This is a genomic window from Pedobacter nototheniae, from assembly GCF_004335085.1.
GTDB classification, from domain to species: Bacteria; Bacteroidota; Bacteroidia; order Sphingobacteriales; family Sphingobacteriaceae; genus Pedobacter; species Pedobacter nototheniae.
In genome coordinates this window covers 40,725-61,330 of sequence record NZ_RQRS01000023.1, presented here as the reverse complement: position 1 = coordinate 61,330, position 20,606 = coordinate 40,725, and the positions used below count along the sequence as shown (strand labels likewise).

Sequence of the window (20,606 nt, the reverse complement as noted above, 5' to 3'; positions counted from 1 at the left end):
AGAAAAAATGAAGGAGAAAAAATTTAAATCATTAAAGGAATTTTACCCAATCTATTTAACGGAGCATACCAATACAACATCAAGAGTTTTACATTTTATTGGAACCGGATTGGTTACCCTGGCATTTTTTACTGGTTTTCTTTTTCACGATTGGCGTTTCTTTTTAGCTATGCCAGTTTTGGGGTATGGATTTGCATGGGTTGGTCATTTTTTCTTTGAAAAAAATAAGCCCGCTACTTTTCAGTATCCGGGCTATAGCTTAGTAAGCGATTTTATCTTATTTTATGATCTATTAACAGGTAAACAATCGTTTGTAGTTAAGAAATAAAAAAGTTGGCAATTTTCAGTCGTTGGTTTCTAATAACCATCTAAAACTGAAAATTGCCAACTATTAATTATAAACCGAATTACAGTTTTCTTCTTTTTAGTTCTCTTTCAATTAAGCCAAGCTCTCTTCCTGTTTGCCCAGCAACAGAAGTATTTTCCTGAGCTCGCCTAAACAAATAAGGCATTACCGCTTTTATAGGTCCGTAAGGCACATATTTAGCTACATTATAGTTAGAATCAGCAAGGTTAAAACTTAAGTTATCGCTCATTCCTAATAATTGCGCAAAGTAAACGTGAGGATGATTATGTTCAACTTTCTTTTCTTCAAGCAAATACGTTAATAAACGACTACTTTCTTCATTATGCGTACCTGCAACAATTGCAATATCTTCAATATGATCTACACAATATCTTAATGATTCGTTATAATCATGGTCTGAAGCCGCTTTATCCGCTTGGATTGGCGAAGGATAACCCATTTCTGCAGCTCTCTTTCTTTCCTTTTCCATATAAGCACCACGCACCATTTTAACACCTAAAATAAAGCCTGCCGCCTTTGCAATTAAATGATCTGCTTTCATATCCGCCAGTTTATCATGGCGATACATTTGGTAAGTATTGTAAACGATAATACCTTCTTTATTGAATTTGCGCATCATATCCAATGCCAACTCATCAATCGTATTTTGAATCCAGGTTTCTTCCGCATCCACCATAATTGGAACTTTACGCTCATACGCTGCACGGCAAATCATTTCACAACGTAATTTAACCTTTTCAAATTCTGTGGTTTCTTCTATGCTTAAAGCTTCTTTTGCATCCAATTTCTGTAATAAGGCAAAACGACCAATTCCGGTAACTTTAAAAACTGTAATCGGAATTCTTTTATCACCGTCGGCTCTTAAAATAGTACGAATGATCTCTTCGCAAGTTTCATCAAATACTTTTTCTTCCTCCTCACCCTCAACAGAATAATCTAAAATAGTACCAACGCCACCCTTGCTCAATTGCTCTATAGCCTTATCGCATTCTGCAATAGTTTCGCCACCACAAAACTGTTGAAATATGGTTGATTTTATAGCACCTTGAATAGGCAAGCCAATGTTTAAGAAAAAATTAGTAACCGGAGGACCAACCTTTGTTAAAAAATTACTGCTAATGATTTTAAATAACCAATAAGCTTTTTTAAGTTCTCCGTTAGACTTTTGTTTAAAGGCTACTTCAGTATTATCAAAATTTGGTTGTTTATTGGGGGATATATCCATTTGGTGTGTTCATTTAGTCAAACGGATGCAAAATTATAAAAAGCATTGGCTTGTTAAAACTAAAAAACTGTAAATAATTGTATTTTTGCACAAAATGATACAATTCAAATTAGAAGGCGAATTTATTCCCTTAATTCAATTGCTTAAAGCTACTGGCTTAGTAGGCAGCGGCGGCGATGCGCAAATGGTGGTTATGGATGGCCTTGTAAAATACAATGGCGTTGTAGATTACCGTAAGCGTTTAAAAGTAAAACAGGGAGATATAGTTGAATTTGCCGAACATAAAATTGAAGTAATTTAATGGAACCACTAACCAGCGCAGGCCATAGCCTTTATTTTGAAAGTGGTTTAGCTACTTTAAAAACCTTACTTAATGAAAACAAGTACAGCAAGGTTTTTGTACTTGCCGATGAACACACCAGCGAACAATGCTTGCCTGTTTTTCAAGCCTTGCTTGATGATTATAGCGGCTTTGATTTAATTGAAACCTCTGCCGGAGAAGAAAATAAAAATATCGATTTTTGTATCGGAATTTGGAAAACCTTATTGGATTTTGAAGCAGACCGTAAAAGTTTGATGATTAACCTAGGGGGTGGCGTTATTACAGATATGGGTGGCTTTATTGCTTCAACTTATAAACGTGGTATAGATTTTATAAATGTGCCCACTACCCTTCTTTCGCAAGTGGATGCCTCTGTTGGTGGTAAAACCGGAATTGATATAGATAGCGTTAAAAATATGGTGGGTACTTTTACCCTTCCTCAATCTGTTTATATTGAAACGGAATTTTTGAAAACACTACCAGATCGTGAATTACTTTCTGGCTTTGCTGAAATGATTAAACATGGCTTAATTGCCGATAAAGCTTATTACCAAAAACTGCAAAAAAGCAATCATTTAACGCCTTCGGCTGAAGATATTTATCGCTCAGTAGAAATTAAAAATGAAGTAGTAACCATTGATCCGCATGAAAAAAACTTGCGTAAAATTTTAAACTATGGTCATACTATTGGGCATGCAGTAGAAAGTTATTCGTTAGCAAATGACGAAAAACCTTTAACCCATGGTGAAGCAATTGCAATTGGTTTTGTTACTGAAGCCTATCTATCTGTTAAAAACAGCAACCTTACCGATGCTGAATTAACAGATATTAGTCAATATATTCTTTCATTATACCCTAAATACAACATCAAAAAAGAAACTTTTGATACCTTATTGGAGTTAATGCAAAGTGATAAGAAAAATGAGGATGGCAATATTTTATTCTCACTATTAGAAAACATTGGTAAATGCACTTTTAACTGCCGTGTAAGTACCGCTGATATTTTAGGCAGTTTGGATTACTACAACAGCTTATAAAATGACAACAAGTTTTTCAAGTGGAGATATTTCTGTTGGAGCACTATTCGGTTTTGTAATTGTGCTTACCATCGTTGAAATGTATTTCAGCTATCAACACGATAAAAAATTATACACTAAAAGAGATACCTGGACTAATATTTACCTAATGACTGCTGCCGTGGTGATTAATTTAGGTATGAAAACGGCAACCTTCTTTTTACTTGATTACTGCTACCAGTTCAGGTTATTCCAAATTTCTAATGTTTGGGTTTATTGGATTGTTTTAATACTTGCTCAAGACTTTTTGTACTGGTTTTTACATACCGTTGGTCATTATGTACGTTTCTTTTGGGCAATGCACGTTACCCACCACTCATCAGAGCATTTTAACTTAACCACAGGTTTCCGTTCTACAGTTTTTGAACCATTGTATCGTGTATTCTTTTATTTGCCTTTAGCTTTTATGGGTTTTAGTGCAATGGATATTCTTTTTGCTTATTTGGTTACTCAAATTTATGGCAATCTGGTACACACACAATATAAAATCAAATTTCCTAAATGGTACGAATATGTTTTCGTTACACCATCACACCACCGCGTTCATCACGCCAGTAATGTGCGTTACTTAGACAAAAACATGGGCATGGTTTTAATTTTATGGGATAGATGGTTTGGTACCTTCCAGGCAGAATTACCTGAAGATGAAGTTAAATATGGCTTAACTACACAGCCAACGGATACAGGACCAGTTAATATTATTTTCCATGAATTTATTGCCTTAACAGCTGATGTTAAAAAAGCACCAACTTTTATGGATAAGGTAAAATATGTTTTCAACCCGCCGGGCTGGAGCCATGATGGCAGCACAAAAATTGCTAAAATTATGCAACAGGAACTACGCGATGCTGAAGAAAATGAAAAAGTTAAAAACATGAATAAACATCAGCAAGAGCTGAGTTCTACAGGTTAATAAAAAAGGGTTTGTAAAATTTACAAACCCTTTTTTAGTTAAAAATCTAGTACTTAAAAAGTAATTACTCTGTATATTCCTTTTCTTTACAAAAAGCACCTGATTGTTCAAATATCTGACGATAAGTCATTTGTTTTAATTTATTAATATCTTCTTTACTTTTATACCCTATAAAGAAACTAAAACAGCCAACTTTCCATTCTTTTTCTGTAATGTATGCGTAATTCTCTTCCAACGCTTTCATCCTTGCCGCTTCATCCTCAGAAAATTTTTGATTTAAAAAAGCATTCGCTTTATCTTCTGCTTGCTTAGCTTCTGCCTTTGCATTATTCAAAATTTCTTCATAGGTCAAACCATTTAGATTTACTTCTTTACTAAAGATTGCACCTTTCATAATTTTAGTTAATAGCAAGTTGTAATCTGCAGCAGAAACTTTTCCACTTGTTTTGATTTCTTCCAAGTCCTTAGCAGCGTTATTTGCATCAAACTTCTTAGAAAGATTTGATTTACAAGAAACTATACTAAAAACTAGCATGATAAGCATTAATTTTTTCATTTTTTTAGATTAAACGAATCGGTGGGATTACCAACTCAATGCGAAAATATAATTTTTATAGCCTAAAAAAAATCTTTGTTTTTTATACGTGAACAATAATTAGCCAAAGAAAATTAAATTTTGTTTAAAAAAATTTCATTTCCCTATTGACAAATTAAATTTTGTTTGTACATTTGGCTCAACAAGAAAAAAATGCAAAATAAAAACACATATTACAGCTTTGGTTACTTTTACTATTTTAGTGAGAGCCGGGGCTAATATGCAAAAAGATATATAACAAATATTAAATTGTATAAGAAAGTCCCGGCACAACGCCGGGACTTTTTTTGTTTAGCACAAAAATGGAAACGAAAAAACGAGTAGCAATTCAGGGTATTAAAGCATCTTTTCATGAGGAAGCCGCTTACAAATTCTTTGGTAAGGATATTGAAACTTTAGAGTGCAATTCCTTTAAAGAAACATGCGATAAACTTGAAAAAAATGATGCGGATTTTGTAGTAATGGCTATTGAAAATTCTATTGCAGGTAGTTTATTACCAAACTACACTTTAATTAGGGATTACGGTTTTTCTGTTGTTGGCGAAGTTTATCTGCCTATTCAATTGCACCTTATGGCTTTACCGGGTGTAAAGTTTGAAGATATTAAAGTGGTTACCTCTCACCCTATCGCCATCCGCCAGTGCATTGATTTCTTTTACGATTACCCGAATATTAAAATTGTTGAGAGTAATGATACCGCAGCCTGTGCCAAACGTATTCAGGAAGAAAAATTAACAGATACAATGGCTATTGCCAATAGTTTAGCTGCCGAACTTTATGGATTAAACATCCTTGAACGCCGTGTAGAATCGAACAAAAAAAATTATACCCGCTTTCTGATTCTTAAAAAAGATAAAACAGATGAGGGTAAGAAAATCAATAAAGCCTCAATTTGTTTTCAAGTTGGTCATAAAGCGGGTTCGCTAGCTACGGTGTTAAACATTTTTGCTGAACAGGAAGTAAGCTTAACAAAAATACAATCTATGCCGGTACTTGGAAAAAGAAACGAATACTACTTTTATGTGGATTTGGAGTGGCCAAGCACAGAGAAATATGATAAAGCCGTTAGAAAAGCATTAAAATATACCTCTAATTTCAATATCCTCGGAGAATACCAAAAGAATGATAAAGTTTAAGCAGTTAGCAATTTTTAGTTGACAGTTTTAACCAAACAATAAAAAACAATAAAAAACAATACAACAATTAAACAATCGAATTTAAAAATATTACAATCCATAAAAACATGAAACTTAATTTAAACATTCAGCCATTAAACACTTGGTTAAACACCAACAACGAACCTTTATTGATCTCAGGCCCATGTAGCGCAGAAACTGAAGAGCAATTATTAACTACAGCTCATTTATTGGCTGCAACCGGAAAAGTATCAGTATTAAGAGCAGGTATTTGGAAACCACGTACCCGCCCAGGAGAATTTGAAGGTATTGGAAGTATTGGTTTAGAATGGTTAAAGCGTGCAAAAGCAGAAACCGGATTACCAACTGCTGTTGAAGTTGCAAATGCAAAACACGTTGAAGAAGCTTTAGCGGCTGGTGTAGATATTTTATGGATTGGTGCTCGTTCTACTGTAAATCCATTTACGGTACAGGAAATTGCTGATGCTTTAAAAGGACATGATGTTCCAGTATTAATTAAAAACCCGGTTAATCCTGATTTACAATTATGGATTGGTGCAATTGAGCGTATCAACCAAGCAGGTATTACTAAAATTGGTGCAATTCACCGCGGTTTCTCTTCTTTCGAGAAAAGTTCTTTCCGTAACGAACCAATGTGGGAACTTGCAATCCAGTTAAAAACCCTTTGCCCTGATTTACCTATCATCAACGATCCAAGTCATATTTGTGGTAACCGTGAGTTAATCCCTTACATTTCGCAAAAAGCTTTGGATTTAGATATGCAAGGATTAATGATCGAATCTCATGTTGACCCTTCAGTTGCATGGACGGATGCTAAACAACAAGTAACACCGGCTGCCTTGGCAGAATTAGTTGATCGTTTAACAGTACGTGAACCTGAAGCACCAAACGAAGCTTTCGCTGATAAATTAGCCGATTTACGTAAAGGAATTGATAAAATTGATGATATTTTATTGCAAAAACTAGGTGAACGTATGGCAATTGTTGAGAAAATTGGTGAATTTAAACGCGATAACCAAGTAACCATTTTACAAGTTAACCGTTGGGATGCCATTATTAAAAAAGGACATGCTTTTGCTAAAGCTTTAAAATTAGATTTGAATTTTACAGAGAAATTCTTAGAATTGGTTCACGGCGAATCTATTCGCAAGCAAACTGAAATTATGAATGCTGGCAAAGCCGAAAAAGGAATTGCTGCTGAACAACATAACGAAGTTAAAGCTTAATTAAGGTAGAGGGTTGAAAGGTTTAAGATGGATGGTAAAACAACCCTAAATCTTAAAAAGAAACCCTCTCGCACAACGTCATTGCGAGGTACGAAGCAATCTTACAACGATAGCCAAGTATTCAAAAGTGGCGATATTAAATACAATGCATTGTCAGATGTAAACCATCTGGCAATTGCATTTTAAGAACAAAACAGAATAACAATGTCTAAAAATGCCTTAGTTTCTTTTAAAGGAAATAAGAATATTGATACGGAAATCCTTTTAACAGGTTCTAAAAGCGAATGCAATAGAGCCTTAATTATTAGTGCATTAAGCAAAGGGCTGGTTAAAGTAGAAAATCTTTCTAATGCAGCCGATACCGTTACCTTAAATGATATTCTAAATAAATTAGAGGTTGAAACACCTGAAACGGAAAACGAATTAAATGTTTCTGCCCAAAATTCTGAAATAGTAGATGTTGGTCCTGCAGGCACAGCAATGCGTTTTTTATCTGCTTATCTTTCTGCAAAAAATGGAAATTTCCTTTTAACAGGAACTGAGCGAATGAAGCAACGCCCAATTGGGATATTAACTGAAGCCTTAAAAAAAATTGGTGCAGATATTTCTTATGCAGAGAACGAAGGTTTTCCACCTTTAAATATCAACGGACCGCTACAACAAATTGCTTCTCAAGTTAAAATTAAAGGCGATGTAAGCAGCCAGTACATTTCAGCTTTGCTGATGATTGCCCCTATTTTACCTCAAGGCTTAACACTCGAAATTGAAGGTGAATTAACATCTAAGCCATATGTAGATATGACTTTGGATATGTTAAAATCTGTAGGGATTGAACACACCTGGAATGGAAATTTAATTACTATTGAACCACAATCCTTTAAGGCTGGTACTTTAGTTGTAGAACCAGATTGGAGCGCTGCATCTTACTGGTACAGCATTGCTGCTTTGGCAGAAGAGGCAGAAATTGGCTTACCTGCACTAAAGGATAAAAGCTTGCAGGGCGATAGTCAGATTCAGAAAATAATGAAGATTTTTGGTATCGCAACGAGTAAAACCGATACCGGAATTTCCATCAGTAATTTAGGTTTATCATTGGATAGCGTAGAGGTTTTAGATTTAAAAACCTGCCCCGATTTGGCACAAACTATTGTGGTAATTGCAGCGGCTTTGGGTAAAAACATGGCTTTTACAGGTTTGGAAACCTTAAAAATTAAAGAAACCGATAGAATTGCTGCCTTACAAAACGAGTTGGCTAAAATTGGTGTAACTTTAAAAGAGGATAATCTTGTTTATACTTTAAATTGCGATAACCTTCATTTTCCGGATAAAATTACCATTGCCACCTACGAGGATCACCGCATGGCTATGGCCTTTGCTCCTTTAGCTTTGTTAATTAACGAAGTGGAAATTGAAGAAATGCAAGTGGTAGAAAAATCGTACCCTTACTTTTGGGAAGATTTGAAAAAAGCTGGCTTTGACGTAAGTATTAAGTAGTGAAAATCTAATATCAAAATATTCAATAATTTAATCATCCTATAATTCAATTCTTAAATAATGGCAGGAAACTCATTCGGACAACTCTTTCGCATTACCACTTTTGGCGAATCTCATGGCGTTGCCATTGGCGTAATTATAGATGGCTGTCCGGCGCAATTAGATATTGACTTAGAATTTATTCAATCCGAATTGGATAAGCGTAAACCAGGGCAATCTAAAATAACCACTCAAAGAAAAGAAAGTGATACCGTACAAATTTTGTCGGGTGTTTTTGAAGGAAAAAGTACAGGTACACCTATTGCTTTGTTAATTCCGAATGAGGATCAGCGATCAAAAGATTATGGGCATAATGTGGATGTTTACCGCCCTAGCCATGCAGATTATGTTTACGATGCAAAATACGGCATTAGAGATCATCGTGGTGGTGGCCGATCATCTGCAAGGGAAACCGCAGCAAGAGTTGCAGCTGGAGCCATTGCAAAATTGTTTTTAAAACAACAGGGCATCGAAATTTTTGCCCACGTAACAGCGGTTGGAACCATTGATGCACCAAACCTTGAAAGCAATGATTTAACCGCTTTATTAGCCATTAGAGAAGATAATATTGTACGCTGTGCGGATCCGGCAACGGCACATGAAATGATTGAATTTATAGATTCGGTTAGAAAAGATGGTGATACCGTTGGCGGTAAAATTGCTTGCGTAGTTAAGGGCTGTCCTGCTGGTTTGGGCGAACCTGTTTTTGATAAACTCCATGCAGATTTAGGTAAAGCAATGCTAAGCATTAATGCTGTTCATGGTTTTGAGTATGGATCAGGCTTTGCCGGAAGCGAATTAAAGGGATCAGAGCATAATGATATTCCGCAACCAAAAGCTGCAGAAGCAAAAGCTTTTAAAACCATTACCAACCATGCCGGTGGCATTTTAGGTGGCATATCTAATGGAATGGATATTACTTTTAAAGTTGCCTTTAAACCTGTTGCAACAATTATGCACAATCAACAAACTATAAATGCTGCCGGAGAAGCTGCAGAAATTAAAGGTAAAGGTCGCCATGATCCATGTGTGGTGCCTAGAGCTGTAGTTATTGTTGAAGCTATGACCGCCTTAGTATTAGCAGATCAGTTTTTAAGAAATAAAGCCAGTATCCTTTAACATCAGAGATATAAATTCTTTGCCAATCGTATTTTAATGGTTGGCAAAGATGGCTTCGTCCTCACATTAAAAAAGTACTTCTCTTTTTAATTTTTACACTCTCCTAAACAGTTTACACAATCTAATTTACACTCTCCTGCTTATTTTTACATGATGCTCCTCGTCAGCTAAATGATGCTCCTCGTCAGTTAAATGATGCTCCTCGTTGGGTAAATGATGCTCCTCGTCAGCTAAATGATGCTCCTCGTCGGTTAAATGATGCTCCTCGTCAGCTAAATGATGCTCCTCGTCAGTTAAATGATGCTCCTCGTCGGTTAAATGATGCTCCTCGTCAGCTAAATGATTCCAGCTGTTCGAGATGTTCCGCAGGGCATCTCGAATTAATAATAAAAAGGGTTCTCTGAACCCGTAAATAGATAAAAGCTATAAAGGATCTTCAGAATTTGAAAATCCTGCTTCATCAATGGTACGAGATGCACTGAAAAAGCTAACATCTGAAACAGCTGGTTTAAATGATGCTCCTCGTTGGTTAAGTGCTTTAAAATTAATCCTGTGTTTCAGTACAATGACAAAGTTTTACCTTAATTGATGTAATTTTGAAGTATGAAATATCTTATTCCTCTTTTTTTATTGTTTAGTACAACAACATTTGCACAATCGTACAGTGATCAAATTGCATCACACCGTGAAAAATATAAACAGGATTTTATTAAGGAAAGTCATTCTCCATTAAAAGAGGCAGATTTAAAGGATCTTCATTTTTATGATGCAGATAGCGCATATAGAGTTACTGGAACAGTAGATTTACTTAAGAACGAAAAGGTTTTTAAAATGCCTACCTATGATGGTACCAGCAAAGAATTTTATCGTTTTGCGCACATTACCTTCAACCTAAATGGAGGCGCTGTTACAATGACATTGTATAAAAGCATTGCGCTGGCTGCTAACCCACTCTATAAAAATTTACTCTTTTTACCTTTTACGGATGAAACCAATAATAAGGAAACTTATGGTGGCGGACGATATATAGATTTAAGCTCGGCAGATATTAAGGATGGTAAAATTGAAGTTGATTTTAATAAAGCTTATAATCCTTATTGTGCTTATAGCGATGGCTATCGTTGTCCGGTACCGCCAGAAGAGAACGATCTTTCTTTAGAGATTAAGGCAGGAGAAAAGCTTTACTCGGGAGAAAAAAAGCATAAAAAATAGCAAAAGGCTGTGTTAATTAAAACACAGCCTTTTTGCTTACTTATTGCACTCTATTTACCTAATGATAATCTTAAATTTAATTCGAAGCTACCGTTTGTATAGCCTGATAGTGCTGAAGTTTGCGTGGTATATAAACCACTAACTAAATACTTTTTCTTAAAATCCATACCAAACCCCATGGTAGCACTTTCTGTACTGTGGTATAAACCGGTAAAAAATATTTGTTGATCTGCAATACCTACCTGCAAGCCTGCATCCCACATATTATCGAAACCACGAACGCCACGATAAGCAAATTTGGGCTCGGCTACTACTGTATTTATGCCTGCGCCTAAACTAATTTTATAACTAATTGCAGAGTAAAAAGTAGATTCATCGGCAAGTTTTATCACATCCTTTTTAAAAAAACTTTTAAGGTTCGGAATCGCTGCCTGTACCGTTAAGCTTTTGCTGGTATATGCAACCCCAAAATCGCCATCAACATAAGTTTTGCGAGAGTTGTAAAGTCCAATCATAGGATCGTTAGCATTTCCTTGCAAATCAGTTTGATCTAATCTTTGACTCATAAAACCACCCGATACACCAAAACTAAGCTGGTTACCATAGCTATCTAAATTGATATGATAAGCATAAGTAGCTACCACACGGGTTTGTCTTAATAGCCCCGATGATTCGTTGGAAACATTAAGACCTAAACCAACGCGATTAAAACCATACTCGCCAGTTATACTTTGTGATACCGGTGCACCCGGAATATTATTCCAGAGTGCACGGTAACCACCATTAATTCTAACCCCTTCAACCGAGCCTGCCAAAGCAGGGTTTGCTAAATACTGGTTCACATAATATTGTGCCCCATTTGGGTTTAATTGTGCTTTTGTTATTGTTCCAGATACTATTATAAAAAACAGTACTGCTATAATTTTATTTATTTTTTTCATTTTAGTATGCCTTTTATTGTTCTCTAACAATTGTGATAAAGCCTTTCAATCTTCCAAAGCCAGATCCAAAATCAACGATATAGTAATAAGTATCTTCTTTTAAAGGTGCACCGTTAAAAGATCCATCCCAGCTATTATCGTATCCTTTTTTAGTGTAAACTACACGTCCTGCCTTATCAAAAACCTTCACTTCATTACTTGGGTATAAATCGATGTTTTCAATTACCCACTTATCATTAAAACCATCACCGTTTGGTGTAAGTAGGTTTGTAATTTTAAGTTTAGCAAAATCTGAAGCCACGTTAATGGTAAAACTGCTGGTTTGTGTACAGCCATTTGCATTGGTAGCGGTAACAGTATAAGTAGTGTTTACGCTCGGTCTAACCGTTAAAACAGCCGTATTTTGTCCAGCAAGAATGCTATTATCAGCTCTCCATACATAAGATACACCACCTGCAGCGGTTAACTTAATGGTTTCGCCTTTACTTACATCCGTTCCTTTATCACTAGTTATTGTTACCACAGGAAGTTCGAAAACGGTAATGGTAAATGTTCTAACAAAAGTATCTACACCACCATTTGCCGTACCGCCATTATCTTTTACGGTAACGGTTACAGTAGCTGTGCCAGCGACACCTGCTTTAACTTTATAAGTTAATGTTCCGGTTGTTCCATTTTTAGCTACAGCTAAGCTTTCAAATAATGCAGCATTATTGCTAGTTACAGAAATGGTTGTTGTTTGAGCAACCTCTGGTCCTGCTGTAATACCACTTAAAGCTATCGTTTGCGCTGTTGAAGTGTAGCAAATGGTTTGGTTATTAATTGCATTAAGTGTTGGTATTTCATTTACATCCAACAAAGTGATGCTTAAGCTACGTTCAAAGCTTACACCAAATTGAGAAGTTGCTTTAACACGAATACTATAAATAGATTGTGTTTCGAAATCTAAGGCAGCAGTTGCTCTAACAATATTGCCAGATATATTAAACTTAGCATTATCATCAGCGCCAGCACCCGAAACTAAAGTATAAGTATATGTTCCTGCCGGATCGTTTGCTACCGTACTTAATGTACCAGCTGGTGCATTTGCTGCATTATTTTCATAAAGCGGCGTTGCTGCTAAGGTAATATCAGTAATTACAGAAGCTTGAACTGTTAAAGTTCCACTATTGTATGTAATAGCATAGTTATTGGATACGGCACCACCTACTGTTATTGGATAAGTACCAGGTAGAGAAGCCACATTGGCAGTAGTTGCAAGTACAGGCTGTGTATTTAAATTGCTAGCGTTTTCTCCAGCTATAAAACCATTATAACTTACTGTAAGTGCAGGATTAGCGGCACCTTGTAATTTGGTCTTATTATCTGCAGATACAATTAGCGCTTTTTTATTTATCACCAAATTGGCAGCAGTATAGGTTAGTACATAGTTGCTACTTAAAGCTAAGCTGTTTTTATTAATCTGGTACGTTCCTACCTGTTCACCAGCTACTCTACTTAAAGCACCAGTAAAGGCATCGCCACTAATTAACGGGGTTGATAAAGTGTAAGTAAGCGCTGGATCAATATCTCCATAGGTTTTGCTTTTTGCATCAGCAGTAACCACAATAGATTTTGCTGTAATGCTAAAGTTATTACCAACATAAATTATACTATAATTGGCTCCAGCAGTTAAAGAACCTTGATTAATTACATAGTTGCCTATATTATTACCAGCTACCCTGCTTAATGCTCCAGTAAAACTATCGCCGCTAATTAATGGTGCTGATGTTGTGTAAGTAAACACAGGATCAGCATCTCCATATATTTTTGTTTGACCTGCAGTTACATTAACCGTAATAATTTTAGGTGTAATATCTGCTGTTGCAGTGGATGTTAAATTTGATGTATAGTTTAAGGCATCCGTTCCATTAAGAACAATGTTTGTTACAGAAACCGTTTTGCCAATACCAACATCCTTACTATTAAAGTTGGCTACATAAGCAACAGTAAATACATCCCCAGTTAAGCGGTTATCGCCCAAAACTACTGTAGCAGTTGCATTACCATCATAAACTTTATTTACACCACTAGTGGTTACCAATAATGCTTTAGTATTAATATCCGCAACTGTATTGGCACTTGTATTAAAAGTATAGTTAGCAGCAGCTGTACCAGCTAAGGTAATGCCATTAACGGTTACAGGTTTACCCGCAGCAACGTTTTTATCTGTGAAAGAAGCATTTGTATAGGCTAGTGTTAGGTCATCGCCTGTTACTCTATTATCCGTTAAGTTAACAGTTGCACTGGTATTTCCATCATAAACTTTATTAATACCTGTTGCAGTAATTACAAGGGCTCTTTGGCCGATAGTTAAATTTGCAGCGGTATAGCTTAAATTATAATTAGCACTCAACGCAAGTGTACCTTTATTAATGCTGTAGGCACCAATATTTTCACCAGTCACCCTGGTTAAAGCACCTGTAAATGCATCGCCAGTTATTAATGGTGTTGATAAAGTATAAGTTAACTCAGGATCAACATCACCATAAGTTTTAGTTTTTGCATCTGCAATAACTGTAATTGGTTTTGTTGTAATGCTAAAATTGTTGCCAAGATAAATTAAGGCATAGTTAGTGCCAGCCGTTAAAGAACCTTGATTAATTGTATAGTTACCTATATTATTACCTAATGTTCTATTTAAAACACCTGTAAAACTATCACCAGCAAATAATGGAGCAGATGTTGTGTAAGCTAAAACAGGTTCTGCATCACCATAAACCTTTGTTTGTCCTGCGGTTGCATTGATAGTAATAATTTTAGGCGTAATATCTGCTGTTGCAGTTGATGTTAAATTTGGGGTATAGTTTGAAGCATCGGTTCCACTAAGCACAATATTTGTTACCGAAACCGTTTTGCCAGTACCAACATCCTTCGTGTTAAAATTAGCTGTATAGCCAATGTTAAATACATCACCTGCTAAACGGTTATCACCTAAAACAACTGTAGCTGCTGTAGTACCATCATAAACTTTATTTACACCGCCTGTTGTTACCAATAAAGCTTTTGGCGTAATGCTTAAGTTAGCTGCTGTAAAAGTTAAAGTATAGCTTGCACTTAAAGCCAACGTATTTTTATTAATTGCATAACTACCAACAGCCTCTCCTGCTGCTCTACCTAGTGCTCCTGTAAATGTATCTCCTGTTACCAGTGGTGAAGATAATGTATACGTTAACGGAGGATCTAAATCACCATAAACCTTAGTTTTTGCAGTTGCCGTTACAGTAATTGGCTTAGGCGAAATGGTTAAAACCTGCTGCTTATCTGTTGCTGCATTGTACGTTCCATTACCTGCCTGACTGGCTGTTATAGTAGTTGTACCAGCTTTAACTATATGAACTGTACCTGATGAAGTTACCGTGGCAACAGTTGGATCGCTTGAAACATATGTAATTGGTAAACCAGCGTTGTCGCTCGTTGCGCCAGCTGTAAAATCAACATCGCCATAAATTTTAGATGCTGTTGCAGCAAAAGTTAATGTTTGATTTGCTTTTAGTGTAGTAACCATAACCGCTTTAGAGCTTGCTCCTTGTGCATTTAATGCAGTATTGTACGCTCTTACACGGTAATAATAATTAGTATTCGGGTTTAAACCTGTAACATTATAAAGCAATACATTACTTACATCAAGGTTATTATATCCTGTTACCAAATTGGTAAAATTAGCATCTGTAGCTACATCTAAATAATATTTATTTACCGTTCCGGATGCCGGAGCGCTCCAATTTGCAGTAAAAGATTTGCTTGCCACAGGTGTAGCGGCTAATCCTGTTGGAATAATCATGGCATAACTTCCAACCCAATTTGAACTGTTGCCATTTAAAGTAAAGTTTACCAGTGTACCATTATAATTAGCGCCAGCATCATCGTTTAAGGTTGTTATAGTTGAGTTATTTCCTCCTGCATTACCTTGATCAAAGCTGTAATAAGCTATCAAATTACCAGGAACAGATGCCGTTGTACTTACCATATCTGCCTGTACATTGGCTTGCGTTAAAGCAGTATTATATATTTTTAATTCATCAATTAATCCTTTCGTAAATTGATTGAATGAATTATAACCAATTTGAAAGTTTGTACCATTGTTAAAAAGCACAGGTATAACGCCGCTATAGTTGCCGTTTCCAATTACCTCACCGTTTCCATAAATTGTGTACCCTGTTGGGGTTACAACATAAGCAACATGTAGCCATCTTCCAGGTACACGAGTAAATGGAGCATCTGCATTAGTAGTTAACCAATTAGTGCCATTACCAATATCGCCATGAAAACCATTACTATTAAATTGAATATCAAATGTGTTTCCGTTGCTAATTCTTGAACTGAAGATAACCATATCAGAAAGGTCTTCTGGTTTTAGCCATGCCTCTACTGTAAAGCTACCTTGTACCGTTGAGTTTACTGGAACATCAACACGATCTATCGGACCGGCAAAAGAAAGTGCATTAGGCTGTGTAATTTTATCAATTGTTACGGAGCCATCGCCAGGATTTGTTCCTATTGAATTTACCTGATTGCTGCCTCCATTAAAAGATCCACCGCCACCGCCGTATGCGCCACTCCAGTTCCCTGTCCAGCCGCCACCGCCACCGCCAGAATAACCGCCACCGCCGCCAGAGCCTGAATTTGAAGCACCACCGCCACCAAAGCCACCATTACCAGGACCAACGCCACCAAGCATACCATTTGCCCATTTTTCTCCGCCCTGAACTGCATTTCCAGCACTGTTACCCCCTTTACCCAAAAAGCCTGCGCCACCAGCACCAGCATTTGAACTACTACCAACGGTATTGCCTCCATCTGCTCCATTTCCACCATTCCCGCCTGAAGTACTGTTATCTGAGGCCGATCCGGCACCGCCACCGCCACCATTTATACCACCTTTTCCAGCAAAATTATTATTATATACACTTGTAGCAAATCCTCCTGAAGCACTGGTTGTAATCTGTCCTTGTGTATTTACGTTATCAGCACCACCGCCACCACCACCGGCGGCCATTAATAAAGTGGAACTTGTTGCATCAAAAATAAAACTCCCACCTGCACCTCCGCTTCCTGTACCAATTTGACCAACTACAATATTGATTACATGGCCTTGCAGCAAATTAAATTCTCCGCTTAAAGTTGCGCCCTTTCCTCCATTTGTAGCACCCTGCGCACCTTTTGCCGTAATTGTATATTTTCCATTTGCAGGAACGGTCCATGATTGAATACCACTGTTTGAGGTTACCTTACCATTTAGTGTTGTAGCCGTATAACTGGTATTAATTTGACTTTGTGTTGGGCCCAACCTTCCTGTTGCGCCAGCTGTTGTAAAATTGAATGTTTGAGCACTTGCCCCGAGCCACGTAAATAAAACGAGCAAAGGCAAAATCGGCTTAAACCACCATCGGGATAAATGTAGATTTTTAATCATATAGGGAAATAAATAGTTACAATTTGGCTTAGGAAATGAGAAAGAAACCTGAATCCTAGTTTTGGATTTTCTCCATTAAAAAAATGGTAGAGAGCGCCTTATAATAAATCCTAATCTTCAAATTTTATATTAAAAAAGAGGATTATTTTTAATTGTATATTAAACCCTATAAAAAGTATATGAGCGATTGCTTTTTGAAGAACAAGAGCGAAGAATAAATTCAAATTTTGTGCATCTTGTAGTTTTAACCATGCTAAATTTCCTTAGTTTAGATTGCTAATATTTATTAAAAACCTAAACAACACACTTTATACTCGTTTCAAAACAACATTTATTCAGTAATTATTATCTTACAAAATCTATGGATTTAATCTTTTAATTTTCTTTTAAACAATTATCTTTACGCAATCCTTAATCCATCCCATTAATGAAATATAATTGCCTCATTGTTGATGATAATGAAATAGAAAGAGATGCAATTGAAATGCACCTCCGAAAAATACCTTCCTTAAATATTGTAGATATATGTGAAAATGCATTGGAGGCCATGCAAGTTTTAAGAACGAAGAAGATTGATATTGTTTTTACCGATATTGATATGCCTGAGCTTTCCGGATTAGAACTACTTAAAAGCACATTAAATAAACCAATTTTTATCTTTATTACTTCCTATACCGAGTATGCAGTAGAAAGCTTTAACCTTGATGCACTCGATTTTATTGTAAAACCAGCCACCTTTACAAGAATTTTAAAAGCAACCAATAAGGCGATAGAATATATAACCTTGAAAAGTGCTTTAGATAGAGAACAAATCCAAAACAATAAACTTGAGGTGGATAGCGATGATTTTTTCTTTTTTAAAGAAACTAAAGGCATCAGTAAATTATATTATTCTGATGTAGTTTATGTAGAAAGCATGGGTGATTTTTCTAAAATTTATACCGAGAAAGCCATGCATGTAACTTTGGTTAACTTAAAAAATTTAGAAATTCAATTTCCTGCAAGCTCTTTTTTAAGAGTGCATAAACAATATATTGTTAACCTAAAACATATTTCTACACTTACAAACCATGAAATTCATTTGAACCATAATTTTGTAGTTCCTGTTAGTGTTACCGTTAGACAGCAATTACTAGATCAAATAAATGAAAAAACAATAACTAGATTTATAAAATAATTACTTCGGGAGTTTTACCATAAACGTACTTCCTTTTTCTTTACCGGGTAAGGCGGTAATGCTTCCGTTTAAAATACCAATAAAGCTTTTGCAAAGCAATAACCCTAAACCTGTTCCCTTTTCATTATTTGTTCCTAGTTTGCTTTTTTCCGATCTAAAAAAATCAACACTGTTAAATTTTTCTATTTGAGTTGGTTCCAAACCAATTCCATTGTCCTCCACACACAATTCAAAAAACCCAGCCGTTGTATTGGCGCTTAAAATAATTTCGCCATCATTGTGTGTGTATTTTATGGCATTACTGATCAGGTTTCTTAAAATAAGGGCTAACATATTATGATCGGTAATAACATGTAAATCTTCAGAAAAACGATTAATTATTTGAATATTCTTATTTAAAAGTTGTGGGTAAAGTGCACTGGTTACCTCCTCAGTAAGTGCTTTCACTTTTACAGTTTCAATTATTGGAACAAAACCTTGCATTTGGCTGCCTGCCCAATTTAAAAGGTTTTCCATTAGAGCAGAGGTATGTGTAAGCTGACTTTTTAACTTCTCCGCATAAGAATATAATTTCGCTGGACTTATATTTCCATTTTCCAATAGCTGAATAAAAGAGATCAACGCATTAACAGGCGTTCTCATATCATGACTTACAATACTAAAAATACGATCTTTAACATTGCCTAAATGCTCCAGTTCTTTCTTTTGCCTGTTAATAATTTGATTAAGCTTTGATGTTTTGCGCTGGTTATAATAAATCAAAAACGCGATGCATAGTAATAGAAAGACGGATATAATTAAAAATATTTTGATTTTTTTATCATATGCAATCTGCTCTTTTTGTTTAGAAATTTGCCTATCCCTTAACGAGGTAGCATACCTGGATTCGAGTTGTTTTTTTTGAAAAATTGAATTCTGAAGTTTCTGCGCATTTTCTAAATCAGCTTGTTTTTTCAAAAACGTAAGTCGCTGTAAGCTTTTTTCTTTATCGCTTAAGGAAAGTTCCTGTTTCCTTAAAATTAACTGTTGCTGCTGTTGGCTGGCTAATAAAACCTGTTTTTGTAATTCAGCAGAAGTTAAATTTTGTTTAATCTGATAATCTTTTTCTTTTACTGCAAAATCAATCTGCAATTGCTTCCTGGTAATTTCCCTTTCCTTTTCTTCATCAAAAATTTGTTTACTTACCTCAACATATTTTCTATAATAATTTAATGCCAGATCAAACGAATTTAACTTTTCGTAAATTAAACTTAAACTTAAAAGCGCATTTTTTTGCTCATCCAGCAATTCATTTTCTGTAGCAATTTTAAGCGCTTCTTTAGAAAGTTCTATAGCTTTTTGATAAGTACCAGATTTATAGTAAAAATTAGATAGAGATTGTAAAACTGTTGCTTTTGCATTTTGATCGTCATCGTTTTTACTAAATTCTAACGCTTTTTGATACGATGCCAAAGCCATATCATTTTGTAAAATGCCTTCATAAGTTTCTCCAAGTCCCAAATAAATACTTGCAGAAACACCATCATCCTTTAAAAATCCTGAAATTTTTAAAGCTTTTTGAAGGTTTGTTAATGCCAATCCAAATTTTTGATCGGGCGCAATACCCATTTTAGATAATTCGGCATTACTTGCATTTAAATACGCTCCGGCAATACTATTATAAACCACCGCAACGCCCCTATTACTTTCACCATTGGCAATAAAAACTTTTAATGCCTTTTGCAGATACTCTAAAGCCTTGCTTTGCTGATTTAAGTCTTTATAAATTTGAGCAATATTTGCATAACAACTAGCCAAATCGGCATCATTATTCATTTTTAAATAAATAGTAATTGCTTTTTGATTAACCTCCAATGATTTTGCATAATCAGGAATGCTGATGTACATGGCGCCCATATTTAAATAGGTACCCGCAACCATATCTAAATTATTGGCAATGGTAAATTTGCTTAATGCAATTTCGTAATTTTCTAATGCTTTATGGTAATTGGAAAAGCCATGATAAAACCGACCTTTTCTATAATAGGCCATCCCAATATTATTGTAAAGATTTAGTTTTTGGGCTAAAACAATTGCTTCATCCGCTACCTGCTCTGCCATAACAATATTTTGCATACGCATATATTGCCTGTAAACGCCTTCTAATTTTACTACCTTAATAGAATCTTCTTTTGGATAATTTTTATTAACCGATAAAAGACTATCTAATTTCTTTTGAGGTGTTTGGGCAATTAGATCTCCTGCAAGGAGAAAAAGAAATGCAAACGTTAAGAAAAGTTTACGCATTT

The 20,606-nt window shown here is 35.6% G+C and carries 15 protein-coding genes; 10 read left to right on the top strand and 5 right to left on the bottom strand.

Annotation, left to right across the window (positions count from 1 at the left end; genetic code table 11):
• Nucleotides 1–7: 7 nt before the first annotated feature.
• Nucleotides 8–328 (top strand): DUF962 domain-containing protein, encoded by a 321-nt coding sequence (locus EHC72_RS18170; protein ID WP_131539134.1) that lies wholly within the window; start codon nucleotides 8–10, stop codon nucleotides 326–328.
• A gap of 79 nt (nucleotides 329–407) precedes the next feature.
• On the opposite strand, the gene EHC72_RS18165 is transcribed toward EHC72_RS18170, so the two are convergent.
• A complete protein-coding gene (locus EHC72_RS18165; protein WP_131539133.1) occupies nucleotides 408–1,592 on the bottom strand; it encodes a proline dehydrogenase family protein in 1,185 nt (394 codons plus the stop codon).
• A gap of 94 nt (nucleotides 1,593–1,686) precedes the next feature.
• Here EHC72_RS18165 and EHC72_RS18160 point away from each other — a divergent pair, with 94 nt between their 5' ends.
• From EHC72_RS18160 to EHC72_RS18150, 3 genes are read left to right on the top strand one after another with little or no spacing between them, the layout of a single operon-like run.
• Nucleotides 1,687–1,893, top strand: coding sequence for an RNA-binding S4 domain-containing protein (locus tag EHC72_RS18160; RefSeq protein ID WP_131539132.1), 207 nt, complete (start codon nucleotides 1,687–1,689; stop codon nucleotides 1,891–1,893).
• Complete coding sequence (aroB, locus tag EHC72_RS18155) at nucleotides 1,893–2,951, top strand: 3-dehydroquinate synthase (RefSeq protein WP_131539131.1); 1,059 nt, start codon at nucleotides 1,893–1,895, stop codon at nucleotides 2,949–2,951. Before EHC72_RS18160 ends, aroB begins: the two co-directional genes overlap by 1 nt.
• 1 nt (nucleotide 2,952) lies before the next feature.
• Nucleotides 2,953–3,903 carry a sterol desaturase family protein gene (locus tag EHC72_RS18150; RefSeq protein ID WP_131539130.1) on the top strand — a complete coding sequence of 317 codons (951 nt, stop codon included), beginning with the start codon at nucleotides 2,953–2,955 and terminating at the stop codon, nucleotides 3,901–3,903.
• Nucleotides 3,904–3,967: 64 nt separating this feature from the next.
• On the opposite strand, the gene EHC72_RS18145 is transcribed toward EHC72_RS18150, so the two are convergent.
• A complete protein-coding gene (locus EHC72_RS18145) occupies nucleotides 3,968–4,459 on the bottom strand; it encodes a hypothetical protein (protein ID WP_131539129.1) in 492 nt (163 codons plus the stop codon).
• 341 nt (nucleotides 4,460–4,800) lie between these two features.
• On the opposite strand from EHC72_RS18145, the gene EHC72_RS18140 reads away from it, so the two are divergent.
• The 5 genes from EHC72_RS18140 (at nucleotide 4,801) to EHC72_RS18120 (ending at nucleotide 10,745) form a co-directional block, all read left to right on the top strand.
• Nucleotides 4,801–5,634 (top strand): prephenate dehydratase, encoded by an 834-nt coding sequence (locus EHC72_RS18140; RefSeq protein WP_131539128.1) that lies wholly within the window; start codon nucleotides 4,801–4,803, stop codon nucleotides 5,632–5,634.
• Nucleotides 5,635–5,741: 107 nt separating this feature from the next.
• Nucleotides 5,742–6,881, top strand: coding sequence for a chorismate mutase (locus EHC72_RS18135; RefSeq protein ID WP_131539127.1), 1,140 nt, complete (start codon nucleotides 5,742–5,744; stop codon nucleotides 6,879–6,881).
• 204 nt (nucleotides 6,882–7,085) lie between these two features.
• Nucleotides 7,086–8,375 (top strand): 3-phosphoshikimate 1-carboxyvinyltransferase, encoded by a 1,290-nt coding sequence (gene aroA, locus EHC72_RS18130; RefSeq protein ID WP_131539126.1) that lies wholly within the window; start codon nucleotides 7,086–7,088, stop codon nucleotides 8,373–8,375.
• Between the two features lie 60 nt (nucleotides 8,376–8,435).
• On the top strand, nucleotides 8,436–9,533 hold the full coding sequence (aroC, locus tag EHC72_RS18125) for a chorismate synthase (RefSeq protein ID WP_131539125.1): 1,098 nt from the start codon (nucleotides 8,436–8,438) through the stop codon (nucleotides 9,531–9,533).
• 603 nt (nucleotides 9,534–10,136) lie between these two features.
• On the top strand, nucleotides 10,137–10,745 hold the full coding sequence (locus tag EHC72_RS18120; RefSeq protein WP_131539124.1) for a DUF1684 domain-containing protein: 609 nt from the start codon (nucleotides 10,137–10,139) through the stop codon (nucleotides 10,743–10,745).
• Between the two features lie 50 nt (nucleotides 10,746–10,795).
• Here EHC72_RS18120 and EHC72_RS18115 read toward each other — a convergent pair whose 3' ends face one another.
• Both EHC72_RS18115 and EHC72_RS22735 read right to left on the bottom strand, forming a co-directional pair.
• Complete coding sequence (locus EHC72_RS18115) at nucleotides 10,796–11,686, bottom strand: PorP/SprF family type IX secretion system membrane protein (RefSeq protein WP_131539123.1); 891 nt, start codon at nucleotides 11,684–11,686, stop codon at nucleotides 10,796–10,798.
• Between the two features lie 13 nt (nucleotides 11,687–11,699).
• Nucleotides 11,700–17,141 carry an MBG domain-containing protein gene (locus EHC72_RS22735; protein WP_165585864.1) on the bottom strand — a complete coding sequence of 1,814 codons (5,442 nt, stop codon included), beginning with the start codon at nucleotides 17,139–17,141 and terminating at the stop codon, nucleotides 11,700–11,702.
• A gap of 427 nt (nucleotides 17,142–17,568) precedes the next feature.
• Between EHC72_RS22735 and EHC72_RS18090 the strand changes: the two genes are divergently transcribed.
• Nucleotides 17,569–18,318, top strand: coding sequence for a LytR/AlgR family response regulator transcription factor (locus tag EHC72_RS18090; RefSeq protein ID WP_131539122.1), 750 nt, complete (start codon nucleotides 17,569–17,571; stop codon nucleotides 18,316–18,318).
• On the opposite strand, the gene EHC72_RS18085 is transcribed toward EHC72_RS18090, so the two are convergent.
• A complete protein-coding gene (locus tag EHC72_RS18085) occupies nucleotides 18,319–20,604 on the bottom strand; it encodes a tetratricopeptide repeat-containing sensor histidine kinase (protein ID WP_131539121.1) in 2,286 nt (761 codons plus the stop codon).
• Nucleotides 20,605–20,606 lie beyond the last annotated feature (2 nt).

Bases quoted from the DNA above. Each gene is read 5' to 3' on its own strand.
- EHC72_RS18170 (WP_131539134.1), top strand. From the start codon at position 8: ATGAAGGAGAAAAAATTTAAATCATTAAAGGAATTTTACCCAATCTAT.
- EHC72_RS18145 (WP_131539129.1), bottom strand. From the start codon at position 4,459: ATGAAAAAATTAATGCTTATCATGCTAGTTTTTAGTATAGTTTCTTGT.
- EHC72_RS18140 (WP_131539128.1), top strand. From the start codon at position 4,801: ATGGAAACGAAAAAACGAGTAGCAATTCAGGGTATTAAAGCATCTTTT.
- EHC72_RS18160 (WP_131539132.1), top strand. From the start codon at position 1,687: ATGATACAATTCAAATTAGAAGGCGAATTTATTCCCTTAATTCAATTG.
- EHC72_RS18115 (WP_131539123.1), bottom strand. From the start codon at position 11,686: ATGAAAAAAATAAATAAAATTATAGCAGTACTGTTTTTTATAATAGTA.
- EHC72_RS18150 (WP_131539130.1), top strand. From the start codon at position 2,953: ATGACAACAAGTTTTTCAAGTGGAGATATTTCTGTTGGAGCACTATTC.
- EHC72_RS22735 (WP_165585864.1), bottom strand. From the start codon at position 17,141: ATGATTAAAAATCTACATTTATCCCGATGGTGGTTTAAGCCGATTTTG.
- aroA (WP_131539126.1), top strand. From the start codon at position 7,086: ATGTCTAAAAATGCCTTAGTTTCTTTTAAAGGAAATAAGAATATTGAT.
- aroC (WP_131539125.1), top strand. From the start codon at position 8,436: ATGGCAGGAAACTCATTCGGACAACTCTTTCGCATTACCACTTTTGGC.
- EHC72_RS18165 (WP_131539133.1), bottom strand. From the start codon at position 1,592: ATGGATATATCCCCCAATAAACAACCAAATTTTGATAATACTGAAGTA.
- aroB (WP_131539131.1), top strand. From the start codon at position 1,893: ATGGAACCACTAACCAGCGCAGGCCATAGCCTTTATTTTGAAAGTGGT.
- EHC72_RS18085 (WP_131539121.1), bottom strand. From the start codon at position 20,604: ATGCGTAAACTTTTCTTAACGTTTGCATTTCTTTTTCTCCTTGCAGGA.
- EHC72_RS18135 (WP_131539127.1), top strand. From the start codon at position 5,742: ATGAAACTTAATTTAAACATTCAGCCATTAAACACTTGGTTAAACACC.
- EHC72_RS18120 (WP_131539124.1), top strand. From the start codon at position 10,137: ATGAAATATCTTATTCCTCTTTTTTTATTGTTTAGTACAACAACATTT.
- EHC72_RS18090 (WP_131539122.1), top strand. From the start codon at position 17,569: ATGAAATATAATTGCCTCATTGTTGATGATAATGAAATAGAAAGAGAT.